The organism is Paenibacillus sp. FSL H7-0442 (genome assembly GCF_038593105.1).
Lineage (GTDB): Bacteria > Bacillota > Bacilli > Paenibacillales > Paenibacillaceae > Paenibacillus > Paenibacillus polymyxa_D.
Genome location: NZ_CP151963.1, coordinates 5,210,752 through 5,225,505, shown reverse-complemented (window position 1 = coordinate 5,225,505; position 14,754 = coordinate 5,210,752). Strand labels below are relative to the sequence as shown.

Below are 14,754 nucleotides of genomic sequence, written 5' to 3'. Positions count from 1 at the left end.
CAATGAGTGACCTACCAAAAGGTTGAGTACGACAAGGTGGGCAGCATTGAATTTTGCAAAATCCCGAATATTAAGGAGGTTCTTTGGTGTATCAGAAATGGCAGTATTGGAATACGGCTTCTCGAAAATGGTTATGGATTTTGGTGGCTGTCGGCTTGCTGGCTTCCATTCCAGTCATCGCCGATCGTGTGAAGACAGAATCCTCGAGTAAAAAAGTAGAGATTGTATTCGATTATCGGGATTTGACGGAGGCAGCCTCGTATCAGGCTCATCCGCAGGACTATCTGAATGAGCAGCTTGACCGCTTACAGCAAGCGGGTGTGAACAGCATGGCGATGTATGAAAGTACGTTGGATGATTTCCGTAAAGCGGGCCGTGTCGTAACCTATACGACTCAGAACGTTGCCGATATGGAAAAACGGCTTTCACCTGCAAATGAGAATTTTACGTATATTGTTTTTGCTGACAAAGAAAATGCGGAGGCATTAAAGCCGTTAATTTTACGTACGTTTACAAGCCTGGACATAAATGTAAAAACTTGGACTTATCAGGGACAGGAAGGGTTAGTTGTGGAAACATCTCCAGAGGATGCGTACCTCAAGCCCATGCAGCCTGACCCGATTGCGATGAAGCAGCTTCGGAGCAAAGGATTTTTTATTGTTCCACGGATGAGCGACAGTCTTCCTTATAACCAGGAGTTGACAGAAGAGATGCTTGCTTCTTTTCAGCAGAATGGTGTAAAACGCATTTTGTTTGAAGGTGATTCAGTCAAAGGCTTCACCGATAACGAGAAAGAGCATAGCTTAGCGGCATTTGCTAAATTGCTGAACAAATACGATATTGGCCTAGCTGCTATCGAAAACTTAAAAAAACCGCAAGCAGGCTTCAATAAGCTCGCTTACGATATCCACTATAACGTTGTGCGTTTATACTCATTGAGCGATAAAGATGCAACGCTGGATGTGGAAACGTTGGCCGATCGTTTTGCTCTGGCTACCAAGGATCGTAATATTCGCATGTTGTATCTGAATACCGCGCCTAGCCGTAGTATTGCTGAAGCCAAGGTGAAGGATTCGGTAGATAACCTGATCCACAGCTTGGATAAGCCGGGTAACGCTGTACAACGGATGGAGAAAAAGGGGTTTGAACTCGGACAGGCTGAACCATTCCAAGTAGTCGATTCGTCCATTCAGCGCTATCTGAAAATGATTGTCGTACTAGGTGCACTGGCATTCTTCTCCATTATGGTGTCCTATTTCGTCCCGGCATTGACTTTGCTGGCATTTGCACTCGGTTTGGTAGGTTCAGCAGGACTTTATGTTTTGAACTCCAGCTTGATGGAGCAAGGTCTAGCCCTACTCGCGGCGATTAGCGGACCAACGGTTGCAATGATCATTGCTGTGCACACGATTAGAATTAAACGTGAACAGGGGGCTGAACTTTCTGCAGGTCAGCGTTTGGTTCAAACGCTTATACTGTACGTACGGACAGCGATTTTGTCGCTGGCTGCAGTACCATTTGTTATTGCTCTGTTGAATAGTATTGCTTACAGCCTTGTGCTGAACCAATTCAGAGGTGTAAGCTTGCTTCACATTCTGCCGATCTTCTTGGCAGCGATATATATTTTCTTTTATCGTGGCGTTTCTATACGAGAGGAGATTTCCAAGCTGCTACGTACGCCGATTACTGTATTGTGGGTGATCGCACTGGCTGTTATCGCAGCCGCAGGTTATTACTATTTGACTCGTACTGGAAATGCGGGCACAGTGTCGAATACGGAGCTGGCATTCCGGAACTTCCTTGAAAATGCGTTTGGCGTACGTCCACGCAATAAGGAATTTTTGATGGCTCACCCACTGTTTATTGCAGGAGCGTTCCTGAGTTTGAAATATCGCAAAGCAATCTATTTGCTGATTATAGCTGCTATTGGTCAAGCCTCTATGGTGGATACCTTTGCTCACATTCACTCTCCAGCGGCACTGTCGCTTAGTCGCGGGCTGTTAGGATTGGGCTTCGGTCTGGTGCTGGGAATCATCGCAATTGTCGTGTGGCAAGTGCTGGAAGGGTGTTGGAAGAAATGGTCACCACAGCTCAAACGATAATCATCTCGGGTTATTACGGCTTTCACAATAGTGGGGATGAGGCGGTGCTCAAGTCGATTTTGACAGCTTTAGAGGAGGAGAGCCGTCAGGCGGGTATCACGGTCAAGCCTGTTGTTCTATCTTCTGACCCTGCTTGGACACAGAAAATGTACGGAGTAGAAGCTGTACCGCGGATGAGTTTGGGGGAAGTTCGTAGAGCGATTAAAAACAGCGATGGGCTAATAAGTGGCGGCGGGAGTCTGCTCCAGGATGCAACAAGCCCTAAAAGTATTCCGTATTATCTGGCGATTCTGAAACTGGCCCAATGGGCTGGAAAGCCGACGTTTGTATATGCTCAGGGCATTGGTCCAGTACAACGGAAGATATTTTATCCTATGATCCGTTCTGTGTTTCAGCGCTGTGAATATGTTTCTGTAAGAGATGAGCAGTCTGCCGCACTACTGGATACTATGAAACTAAAGAACCCGGTTGTCGAAGTTGTTCCTGATCCGGTAATGGGGCTTCCATTGCCCCGAGGTTCCGAGCTGCATAAAGCAGCAACTGAGACTGATCAGGATCAACCCCCGATCGTTGGCGTATCTGTACGTTACTGGGATAAGGAACGCCGCGATTTGAAGGCTATCGCGGAGGGCTTAAAAAAATTAGCTGCTGAGCGCCGTGTACACTTACGTTTTTTACCTTTCCATCTGCCTGATGACGAGCAGGCTTCAAGGATGGTAATGGATTTGTTGGGGGATATTAGGGGGACGGGAAGCATTGTAAGCATGTGTGATCAAGTCACCGATCCTCAACAGATGCTTTTGGAAGTCAGTGGTTGCAGTTTGATGATCGGGATGCGATTACACAGCTTGATCTATGCAGCATCCCATCAGGTGCCTCCGTTGGGGATATCCTATGATCCTAAAATTGATCATTTCCTCAGCCGTGTCGGTAGCCAGCCTGTAGGCACTACAGAGGCACTGGATGGACAAAAACTGGCTAATGAGTCTATGCGGTTGCTGGATCAGCGAAGTCAATGGATCGAGAGCCAGGGAGCGGCCATTGCTTTGTTAAAAAGTGAGGCTCGCTTACCGGCGCAGCATATCGTTAATTACTTGTGTCGCAAAGGATGATGGATACAGTGACAGTTGATAAGGTTACGAATGTGCCTACCGTCCCGATTTTCGGTGTTCCGGTATCAAGGCTTAATATGAAAGATACATTAAATGTATTAATTCAAGCAGTGGAGTCTCGCCGGCCCCATCAAGTGATCACTGCCAATCCGATAATGGTAATGGCAGCATTGGAAGATCCAGTGTACATGAACGTGATGAAACAGGCGGAGCTGATTGTCCCGGATGGGACCGGCGTAGTGTGGGCTGCAAACTATGTAGGACATCCTGTACCTGAGCGTGTAGCGGGCTTTGACTTGTTACATGAATTACTTGCAGCTGGCGAAAACTATCATTGGAAGGTTTATTTACTGGGATCAACATCTGAGGTGATTCAAGCGACCGCAAAGCGGGTACATGAGCTTTATCCCGCAATTACGGTTTGTGGCAAGCGTGATGGTTTTTTTGGACCAAAAGAGGATGAAGCCGTAATTGCAGCTATTCGTGAAGCAAATCCTGATTTATTGTTTGTAGCACGTGGAGCGGACACACAGGAACCCTGGATTGGTAAATATAAGGAAAAGTTGGGTGTACCGGTGATGATGGGGGTTGGCGGCAGCTTCGATGTTATATCAGGCAGAACCAAACGCGCACCTAAATTGTTTCAAAAGCTACGGGCTGAATGGTTATATAGACTCCTCAAAGAGCCAAGCCGTTACAAAAGAATGCTTGCGCTGCCGAAATTCGCCGCGAAAGTGATGCGCGAAAAAGAAAACGTCACAAAAGTGTGATAAATAGCTTGAATCTGCCTCCAAAACCCGCTAATTTGCCAGAATATGAAGCTTGGTATTTATTTTTGATCAGAGTATAATTCAATGCGGTTACATCTGAAAAGGGATTGCTTTAAAATTGGGGGTCGAATGATCAAATGTTATTGATCTATATTATTGGGTTCATCATGGCACTGGGACTTGCCCTGTTATTGACACCGCTCGTCAAGAAATTCGCTGTGAAGGTTGGAGCCGTCGATGTACCGAATGCCCGAAAAGTACATACCCGAATTATGCCGCGTCTTGGCGGACTGGGGATTTTCTTGGCATTTCTGTTGTCCTTATTGGCGGTGTTACCTTTTGTGCCTGACGGAATGCTGTCCTCTCGGGATATTAACTTTATCGCAGCCTTTCTGATTGGCGGTACGCTGATTACACTGATTGGTGCTCTCGATGATCGTTTCGATCTCAATGCAAAATTGAAATTTTTGGCTCAAATTGCCGTTGCGTGTATGGTCGTGTTTGCTTTTGATATTCGTGTAGATTTTGTAAATGTACCTTTTCAGGATGCATACTCATCTTTGGAAAGCTGGATTTCCATTCCACTTACGATTTTTTGGATCGTAGGTGTAACGAATGCCATCAATTTGATTGACGGTCTGGATGGACTGGCTGCAGGTGTCTCAGGCATTGCGATTGGAACTATTTTTGTGATGTCGATATTGATGGGTAATTACATGGTAGCTATGCTTTGTCTTGTGCTGCTGGGCAGTATTATCGGATTCCTATTTTTTAACTTTCATCCTGCAAAAATATTTATGGGTGATACAGGGTCATTATTTTTAGGTTTCTGTCTGGCCATGCTATCCATGCTTGGTTTCAAGCAAATTGCTATCGTATCTTTTATTACGCCATTGATTATTATCGGTGTACCATTGTCAGATACATTCTTTGCTATCATTCGTCGCAAGTTGCAGAAAAAACCGATTTTCTCTCCGGATAAAGGTCATTTGCATCACTGCCTACGCGAACTAGGTTTCAGTCACAGACAGACGGTGTTGATTATCTACGGTATTGCTGCATTTTTCGGTGTATTGGCCGTGATTCAATCGTCTGCTGCGCTTAATGAAGCGAACTGGGTCACCTTTGTCGTGATTTGTATTATGATGTTCTTCCTACAGATCGGTGCAGAGGTTATTGGTCTTGTTGGCAAAACCAAACGCCCAGTTATTAACACACTGATTCGGTTGTTGGCTAAGCCAGATTCCCAGACGCGTTCGAAATTATAATTTTAATTTAAAAGTAAGCCTTCAAGCTTGGCGGTATACCGCGGGTTTGGAGGCTTTTTTGATGTTTGCTGTAAAAAAACTCCCTCCTTTTTTGAGAATTTACTAATTTTTTGTATGTTTACTACCGATAAAAAAAGTATTGAATGATTACGTACCCCAAGGTGCGACAGAATCAAAGGAGGACAATGATTTGAAACGATTGCTATCCATGTTGCTGACGGTTGGTCTCATCATTGGCTTGGTGCCGGCGGCCCTGGTAGGTACGGCTCATGCTGCGACAGGAACTTATTTCATTTTTCCAAATGAGAAGTATGATGCGGATTCGGCCAGATCGGTGAACACCGACCGTATTACAGTTAACGGTACGATTAACGGAGTGAACGGAAGCACGATATCATATAGTGTATTCCAGCTCTCTAAAAATGGAACGACCCTTAATGTGGTGAATAAAAATGAGAGTCAAAAAGGCGGAATTACGGTCAGTGGCTCTACACTTCAAATTACAGACATCAAACTGTTTCCTGGTTTGAACCGAATTACATTCCAAAGTAGCCAAAACTCGGCTGAGATGAAGGATTCTATTTACGTAGAGTACCAGGATGGACCCAAGGTTTATGATCTGTCTGCTACGCTGAATGGTGAAACAGAGCAATTAGTAGAGAACCAGACAGCTGTGTTAACAGACGCTCGCAATAGCGGTACGGATGATGTTAAAGTAGTCATTCAAGGTACGGCGCCTAATGCCGACAGTGTAACGCTTACGTCTGCAAAAAGCAGTAATACGTATACAGTTAACTCTTATACCGCATATAAATTAACAGGTAGTGTGGTACTCAGTCCAGGTAAAAATATAGTGAATATTAAAGTGAATAACGGAACTCAGGCTCTTACAGTTACACGTGAAATTACGATTTATACGGGAAAACCGGAATTCTCTGATTTGACCTTGAACAAGGATGGGAATGTTTCTGCCGATCTGACCACTTCGCCTGACTTTACCGTATCGTCTACAAGTGGTGTGGTTTTAAAAGGTAATGTTTTGGTGCCAGGCGGTCCAACCGATCCAGGAGTTGCCACAATCAATGCGCGTTTTACCGATGTGAGTAACAATGGTAGCGCTGTGGGTAGTGCGACTGGAGTTGATGCCACAATTGATACTGCAAATGTGGTTACATCAAATGGTTATAAAGTATATCCATTTCAGGTGACTGTACCTTCAGAAGCTGTTATTGATCATTTGACCAGGGCATCTCTGGGCATAACCTATACGGATAGCAGTACACCTCCAGCTCCATCGGCTGTCCAATTTACATTGCGCAGCAGCACTCAGCCGTATATTGATGATATTAACTATCTTCCTGATTTTAATAATCAATTGTTGAGCAGAATTAAGGGAAGCGGGTCTGATCAAGCAGCTGCTATAGATGAAGCTCTGAAATTAACTGGAAGCTCTATGAAGAACAAGACTACAGATGCTCCATCTGTTCCTGTTGGTATGGAGTTCATCGTTGTTAACGGTGCACCTTCTTCAATTAGTGAACTTTCTGGTGTGTCAGTTCATACTGTAGGATCACCTCAAGATGTGATTCGGACAATCAATGGTAAGTCAACACAAGTGAAGAAAATCGTTGCTTATGTAGACACTTTGCCTAAAGAAGGACAAAACGTACTGAATTTTTACCTGAATGGCGACTCGACCAAATTAATTAAAGCAACGGTGAATCTGTTGCAGGGTCCGTTCATGAAATACGATACGATTTATGATGGGCAACAAATTCCGTTAAATACATCCAGCTCAAACTTGAATACCTATAAATTGACTCAACTGGGCTACTTTAAAGGTAAATTGCTTGATGTGAGCAACGCAGCGGATATTCATTACACTGGAAGTAACCGAAATGTATTCCTGTATGTTAATAATGTATTGGTTGATCTGGATGGTTCAGGAGCGGACTTCAAGCTTGCTGCTTCCTCAGAGACAGCCGCAGCCAATGCCTTGGCGAACGGGAATAATGAAATCAAGTTTGTGTACAAGCCAGGTATTGAGTACAGCAATACGGTAAAAGTAAACTTTACACAGACGAATATTCCAGTAATTCCTGTTCCAAATACACAAGGAATCATCCCTTTTACACCAGTTAGCGGCTTGAGCAATACACCGAAGTATAGCGAAATTGCTCCGAAATCAAAAGATGCTAATTTCACCAAAGTGGATGATACTAACTACAATACATCTCTGAAAAATATCAATGTATTTGGTACTTTCAGTATTGCCGATTTGGGTAAAGCAGATCAGGTAAATGGTTCGTTAAGTGATATTGCCAATAAAGATCAATATATTTTGGAGATTAAGGGATCGGATGACAGTGAATTCAACTGGACGTTGAGTAACGAGTTTTTCTCAGCAGAAGATGCTAAGACAACATACAATTCCGGTTCTACTACAGATAAATTTACTAATAAAGATTTAAAAGACCTGCTTGTGTACTACCATCCGGACAAAAAGTATTTCAGCTTTGTGTTGAAAAACCAAACTATTTCGCAAGATGGAACACCAGTAGCTTATAACATTACCTTGTACAACAGTGGCAAGAGCGGGCCGTTTGCTACTTTCCGACTGCAAGTATCCGGTCAATCCACATCTTTTGATATCTTGCGTCCGCTTCCTGAAAAACGGATCGTGAATCAAAACTTTGTGCAAGTTGTTGTAAACGCAGGTAACGCAGATAGTGTTATGGTAGGTAAGGAAAAAGCGGTTCAAGAAGGATTTGATTCTGACTATGATGGTACTGTTGATTACCCATCAACTTACAAAGCCATCGTTACAGGTCTAAAAGCTAACAAAGATAATAAAATTGATGTAGTGGTTACAGTAGGCAAGGAAAAACTAAAACAAACCATTACTGTTAAATATGTGCCTACAAATATTCCTGGCGAGCAGTACATGGAAGCGATGAAAACATCGCACAAAGTGTTCGATGGTAATCTTACACTTGCTTTTGCAAAGGGAACGAGTCTAATTCGCCGGGATTACGATCAACCACAGCAATTCAAAAACCAGGTTTTCTCTGGGCATACTTTGTATTTTGCGATAGCAAATAGCGAAGATGGTGTGGTAGACCGTCATGAATTTGAAACTGAAAAAGCATTGTCCGATATGCGGAGCTTGATTGCAGACGGAAGTAGATACTTCAACCGGGATTTCCCAAGTCGTTTTACCAAGTCCAGTCCAGTATTCTGGATTGACCCAGGTACCGCAGATGATATCAAAACGGATGCTTACGATCCAGTGACATATGGTGCTGATCCTTATCAATTGGCTAACAAGTCGCAAAATGACAGTAGCAAGATCAAAAACTTCTACTGGCGTGACCCATCTAACGAGTTAGTACCTTCCAAGCGTGCTACATTGACGCTGACGTATGATAGTAGTATTGCTCAAGATGCAGGGAAACAAATGTCGGTGTTCTATTTTGATTCTGATCTTAAAGACTGGCAGAACATTGGTGGTGTGGTGGATCCGAAAAAACACACCATTAAAGTACCGTTTGATCGTTTCGGTTACTATGTAGTTGCTAAAGTTGGAGAAACGTATAGTGATGTCATTAAGCACAAATACGCCAGAGATTACATCGAAGCCATTTTGGCTAAAGGTGTCATGAACCCAATGGATCCAATTAATAGCTTTGGACCTGACAGCTACATTAAAAGAGGCGAATTTACGTCTATGATCGTCAAAGGTCTGCAAATTCCGCTTAATTTCAGCGGAGCGAAGCATTTTGACGACGTGTCTATTCCAAATACGATATCAGCAGATGCGCTCTATGATTATCGTTATATTGAAACAGCTGCACGCGCTGGTATTGTCAAAGGTTCGCAACCAAGAATCTTTATGCCGGAAGATGTAATCACACGCCAAGATGCAGCAGTCATTATCGCTAAGGCATTGAATTTGAAGCTTGAAACAGATCATGACAAGATCATGAAGAATCTGTCTAAGACCTTTAAAGATGCGGACAAAATTGATTACTATGCACAGGCATCTGTGTTGGCTATTGCCAAGAAAGGCTTTATTACGGGTTCACCTGTTGATGCAAGCGATCTGAAAAAAGGATATATGTTTAATCCTACTTCCCTGACCTTGCGTGGAGATGCAGCCATTATTGTAGCTAAAGTTATGGCTGATAAAAAGCTGCTTCCTAAAATCTAATCAACAAAACACCTGAAATTATTAAACATCCCTCCATGCGAAATGGAAATTCCCTTTCATATACATGAGAGGGATGTTTTTTATAAATCAGCTATTTGACTGGAATTAAGGGCCTATGCCATAATATCAATGAGGTAAGAACTTTGGATTAGCCTTACAACGTTTTTTATTTTGGATTTGGCTTAAACGTCTGTAATTAATTGCTTTTTTTTAAGCTTTTATCTCAAAATGTGTTTATTATTTTTTTATATGTTTTTTTTACACATTTATCTGAAACTTTACGCCTATTTCATCGTAGTAGAGGATGTGTGTGTTTTAATATTACATAGAGAAGTGAGTGGGGAGTGATGAGATGTCTCAGTTTTCAATACGCCGTCCTGTAACAGTATTTATGTTAATTATTGCTTTGCTAATCGGGGGCGGTATTTTTGCGTTAAGACTTCCTGTAGAGCAAATGCCGGATATGAAGCTGCCATTCGCTGCAGTGGTGACTAGTATTCCAAATGCAACGCCTACAGAAGTTGAGGAATTGGTTACTAAACCTATTGAGAAAAGTCTGGCTTCTATTGAGAACGTGGATAAAATCATGTCCGAGTCTTCAGAAGGAACATCTATGGTCATGATTCAATTTAACTGGGGAGTAGATATCAATCAAGCAACCCTCGACATGCGAGATAAAGTTGATGGGGTTAAAGGGTCTCTTCCCAAGGCGGCTAATTCGCCGCGTGTCCTTAAGGTGGATCTCAACGCAACGCCGGTTATTACGCTCTCTCTTACAGGAGACCAGGATATTAACAAGTTGAAGCCTATTGCTGAAGATATTATTGAGCCGCGGCTTGAAAGAATTGCGGGAGTAGCTGCAGCCAACATGTCAGGTGGGCAAGCTCGGCTTGTGAAGATTACTGTAGACCAAGCCAAGCTTCAAAGCTATGGCATTACGCTAGATCAAATTAACCAGGCGCTATCGTCTAATAACGTAGCTGGTTCTGCTGGTTCGGTCTATCGAGGCACTACAGAAATTCAACTTCGGGTTCAAGGTGAGTATAAAGCTGTTTCAGAAATGGGTGAAACGCCAATTCCAGTAGGGAAGGGAAGCATTAAGCTAAAGGACATCGCGACAGTTGAAGATTCCTTGGATGATGTTACAACCATTTCTACCTATAACGGAAAGCCAAGTATCAATATTTCTGTTACTAAAGCCACAGGGGGGAATACCCTTTCCATCGCCAATTCTGTGAAGGAAAGTTTAGATTCGATACGGAAGGAATTGCCTCCGGGAACTCAATTGGAGATGGTAACAGATGCATCCAAACCCATTAGCGACTCCGTACACTCATTAGTAGAGCATGCTATATTGGGACTTATTATCGCAGCTATTGTGTTGCTGTTATTTTTGAATAGTATACGTTCTACCATTATTGCTACTATCGTTATTCCAATTTCCTTCGTAGCTACGTTTATGATGATGTATTTCACCGGACAAACCATTAATATTATTTCACTGAGCGGTTTGCTTCTGGGGTTAGGATCCTTTGTCGATTTTGCGGTTGTTATTATTGAGAATATTTTTAGACAGCGACATGAAGGGAAAAGCATGCTACAAGGGGCTATTGATGGCTCCAAGCAGGTGGGTAATGCCGTTATGGCATCTGCACTTGCGCAGATCGTAGTATTTTTACCAGTTGTTTTTGTTGATGGAATTGCGGGAGTTCTATTTAAACCGTTGGCGTTAACCGTTATTTTCTCTCACATTGCAGCCTTGCTTGTATCCCTTATGATTGTGCCGATGCTGGGATCACGTTGGCTACCTACCGTGCCAGATGAATCCATTTATTCTTCAGGTACTTATAAGGGTGTTAACCCTATTGTGTGGTTTAATATTGGCTTCGAGAAATTTAAGGGTGGGTATCGCCGTATACTGAAGTGGGGAATTAACCATAGAAAATCTGTGTTAATTATTACTTTATTAATGTTTGTGGCAGCCGGGGCTCTAGTTCCATTCGTTAAGGCTGAATTTATCCCAGCATCCGATACTGGGGAATTCACAATTAACGTGAAACTTCCTAATGGAACGGTCTTGGAAGAAACGGAAAAGGTTGTTCAAGATATAGAAAAAGAAATTTTGAAAGTTCCGGATCTAGATAAAATGACAGTGACTGTTGGTTCTGGTGGCAATTCTGGTTATTCAGGGGCAGCTCCAACTAATTCGGCGGATCTAAGCGTAACGCTGAAGGATGGACATCAGCCAACAGATGGTGTAGTTGAGGGCCTTCGTAAGAAATTTGATAGCATTCCGGATGCAGAGATTACAATGGCGTCTACAACAGGCCTTTCAAGCGGAGCGGCTGTTAATATTAACTTAAAAGGTGACGATATTGACGTCCTGAGAGAACTTTCAGACAATCTCGTTGCGGACGTAAAAAACATACCGGGTACGGTCAATGTGAAAAGTACCTTGAGTGCTGTTCGCGAAGAATATGAGATTACCGTTAATCGGGAGCTTGCGAGTCGATATGGCTTATCAGCAACTCAAATTTTATCAGCAGTGAATACTTCTTTTAATGGATCAGTCGCCACAAGCTATCGTACAGGTGAAGATCAGATTGATGTGAAGATATCGTTGCCAGAGCAAAACCGCCATGATTTGTCAAATCTTAAATCCTTACGGATTACCACTTCGCAAGGTATTGATGTACCTTTGTCTTCTGTAGTAAGTATTGATAAACGGACTGTACCCGATACTGTTACTCGTGAAGACCAAACGCGTCAAGTGCAGATTACAGCTGATATTGATGGAACAGGGGATATTCTTACTATTAATCAAAAAATAGATGCTCTTTTGAAGAGTACTCACTTCCCAGAAGGCTACAGTGCAGACACGGGTGGTGGACAAAATGAACAAATGCTAGAGTCTTTCATGAACTTGGCGATAGCTATTTTGCTATCTGTCGTGCTCATTTATATGGTTATGGCAGGACAGTTCGAATCGTTGCTCACACCGTTTGTTATTATGTTTTCCGTTCCACCTACGGTAATTGGTGTGCTTATCGGTTTAGCTGTAACCGGGGCGAGTCTCAGCGTTTCAGCTTTGACGGGTTACATCATGCTCGTCGGTTTGGTCGTCAACAATGCCATAGTTATGATTGACTTTATAATTCAGCTCCGAAAAGACGGCCAAGATCGGGATGAAGCTATTATTCATGGAGCGTCTGAGCGGTTGCGTCCGATTTTGATGACCACGCTGGCTACTGTACTAGCTTTGATCCCAATGGCATTCGCTACAGGAGAGGGTAACGAAACACAAGCACCGATGGCAGTTGTTGTTGTATTCGGGTTATCCTTCGCAGCTGTTATTACATTGATTCTTATTCCGGTAGTCTACGTCATCATGGATAATATGATACAAAAACGTAAGAATCGGAAATTAAAAAGACAAGCGAAGAGAGAATTAAAAAAAGAAGCGAAACTACAAAAAAGTGTTCATATATAAGGTGAGGTGGAGAAACATAATGAATAAAAAAAGTGCTCTGATTGCTACAACTTTGCTTTTATCAGTTGCATTAGCTGGTTGCGGTGGGGGAGAGGCCCCTGCCGCACCGACTACGGCGCAGCAAGCCATTCCAGTTCAAGTAGCAAAAGTGGCTAAAGGTAGTATTAACGATTCAACAGGTATTATTGGAAGCTTTGCTCCCAAAGAGACAGCTCAGGTGTCTCCGAAAATTAGTGGTAAAATTCAAAGTATTAACCTTACAGTGGGCCAAAAAGTAAATAAAGGCGACACATTGTTTACTATAGACCAAAAGGACTTGCAAGACTCGATTAAGCAATCCCAGGAGTCTTACCAGGTTGCCCTGGCCAATTTAAAACAAGCAGAGTCAGGTGCAGCGCAATCGGTACAGCAGGCAGAATCCAGCGTGGATCAAGCCAAAAGTGCGCTTGTCCAGCAAGACAACACTATCACCCAAGCTCAGACCAGTCTGGTCGATGCTCAGAGTTCCGTGCGTGATGCTCAAAATACGCTCAACCGCAACCAACAGTTGTTTAGTGCGGGTGCTCTATCTCAATCTGAGTTAGAGCAGTCTCAAATAGCGCATAGAAGGGCTTTAACTGCAGTGGAGAATGCACAGATCACACTTCACAATGCACAAACGTCCAAGCAAAGTGCGCAAACAACATATAGCAATGCTCAAAAATCATTACGTCTTGCCCAACAGAAAACAGGCATTGACGTAGCTCGTGCTTCTGTCAATCAAGCTAAGTCCAGTTTAGATACAGCACGTAGCCAACTGGTGGATACTGTGGTCAAAGCTCCGATTTCCGGTACGATATCGGTAGTAACAGGAACCCAGGGGCAAATGGTTAGTGCACAATCCGCGGTTGCTACAATAGCAAATACCAATCCTATTATTGCTAAAGTTAACGTTTCTGAATCTGAGCTTCTCAAGATGCAGGTGGGTTCATCTGTGACTGTAGGCGTGGACTCGTTAAATAAGCGAATTGAGGCCAAAGTATCGGCTGTCAATCCGGTAATGGATAATGATCTGAAGGCATACCCTGTTGAGGTATCAGTTCCTAATGGTTCTGGCGAATTAAAATCAGGGATGGTTGTAACTGTATACATGAAATCAGAAGTTCCTAAAAACATTTTGGTATCGCAGGATGCCATTACGGAGCAGGCAGGGAAAAAGTATGCTTATGTAGTGGAAGGAACAGTGGCTAAGCGGGTAGAGGTGCAGACAGGCCAGGAAAGTGCCAAACAGGTTGAGGTAACCAAGGGGCTTGCTGAAGGACAAAATGTTGTCGTTAAGGGCGTTAGTCTGCTTACGGATGGCGCGAAGATTAATGTAGTGAAGTAATTTGTCGCGGCTATATTTACGGTAAATCACTGTTACTCCGTCATTTCTACTACCTAAAGTGTATTAGAGTATTAGATTTCAAGGGAATCTATAGACTTTATGTACTTTATATATTCTATGGATAATTCTTAACGAATATACTCCATTAAAGACCGATTTGATGTATGAAAATAACCCTTGTACATTTAAGGTTGATAAGGTAAAAGTTGTAGGATGACGGAGGAACAGGTTCAATAGTATAATTATGACTGTGGAAAGCGGAATACATAATTCAAAAAAAATAATTTTTTTTTGAAACAGACGCAACTTTTTGAACCCATGCTACGTCTAATTGGGTGAGTATGAAACAAAGGGGTACAAAAGCGTAAAGACAAAATTCGCTAAAAAAAATCTTTACTGCATTGTTATCACATTGTATAATACTGGAGTACGTCAT

7 protein-coding genes are annotated in these 14,754 nt (G+C 42.8%); all 7 read left to right on the top strand.

Features of this window, described 5'->3' with window-relative positions:
• Positions 1-86 precede the first annotated feature (86 nt).
• Positions 87-2,102: a DUF5693 family protein gene (locus MHH57_RS23020; RefSeq protein ID WP_342434578.1), complete on the top strand. Its 2,016-nt coding sequence runs from the start codon at positions 87-89 to the stop codon at positions 2,100-2,102.
• Entirely contained in the window at positions 2,078-3,214 is a 1,137-nt protein-coding gene (gene csaB, locus MHH57_RS23015; protein WP_069010003.1) for a polysaccharide pyruvyl transferase CsaB, read from the top strand. Before MHH57_RS23020 ends, csaB begins: the two co-directional genes overlap by 25 nt.
• A gap of 8 nt (positions 3,215-3,222) precedes the next feature.
• On the top strand, positions 3,223-3,984 hold the full coding sequence (locus tag MHH57_RS23010; protein WP_029514607.1) for a WecB/TagA/CpsF family glycosyltransferase: 762 nt from the start codon (positions 3,223-3,225) through the stop codon (positions 3,982-3,984).
• A gap of 137 nt (positions 3,985-4,121) precedes the next feature.
• Positions 4,122-5,252 (top strand): MraY family glycosyltransferase, encoded by a 1,131-nt coding sequence (locus MHH57_RS23005; RefSeq protein ID WP_029514606.1) that lies wholly within the window; start codon positions 4,122-4,124, stop codon positions 5,250-5,252.
• 190 nt (positions 5,253-5,442) lie between these two features.
• Positions 5,443-9,462, top strand: coding sequence for an S-layer homology domain-containing protein (locus MHH57_RS23000; RefSeq protein ID WP_039271533.1), 4,020 nt, complete (start codon positions 5,443-5,445; stop codon positions 9,460-9,462).
• A gap of 352 nt (positions 9,463-9,814) precedes the next feature.
• Complete coding sequence (locus MHH57_RS22995; protein ID WP_342434577.1) at positions 9,815-12,952, top strand: efflux RND transporter permease subunit; 3,138 nt, start codon at positions 9,815-9,817, stop codon at positions 12,950-12,952.
• 19 nt (positions 12,953-12,971) lie between these two features.
• Positions 12,972-14,318: an efflux RND transporter periplasmic adaptor subunit gene (locus MHH57_RS22990; RefSeq protein WP_069010000.1), complete on the top strand. Its 1,347-nt coding sequence runs from the start codon at positions 12,972-12,974 to the stop codon at positions 14,316-14,318.
• The last annotated feature ends 436 nt before the right edge of the window (positions 14,319-14,754 follow it).

Bases quoted from the DNA above. Each gene is read 5' to 3' on its own strand.
- csaB (WP_069010003.1), top strand. From the start codon at position 2,078: ATGGTCACCACAGCTCAAACGATAATCATCTCGGGTTATTACGGCTTT.
- MHH57_RS23005 (WP_029514606.1), top strand. From the start codon at position 4,122: ATGTTATTGATCTATATTATTGGGTTCATCATGGCACTGGGACTTGCC.
- MHH57_RS22995 (WP_342434577.1), top strand. From the start codon at position 9,815: ATGTCTCAGTTTTCAATACGCCGTCCTGTAACAGTATTTATGTTAATT.
- MHH57_RS22990 (WP_069010000.1), top strand. From the start codon at position 12,972: ATGAATAAAAAAAGTGCTCTGATTGCTACAACTTTGCTTTTATCAGTT.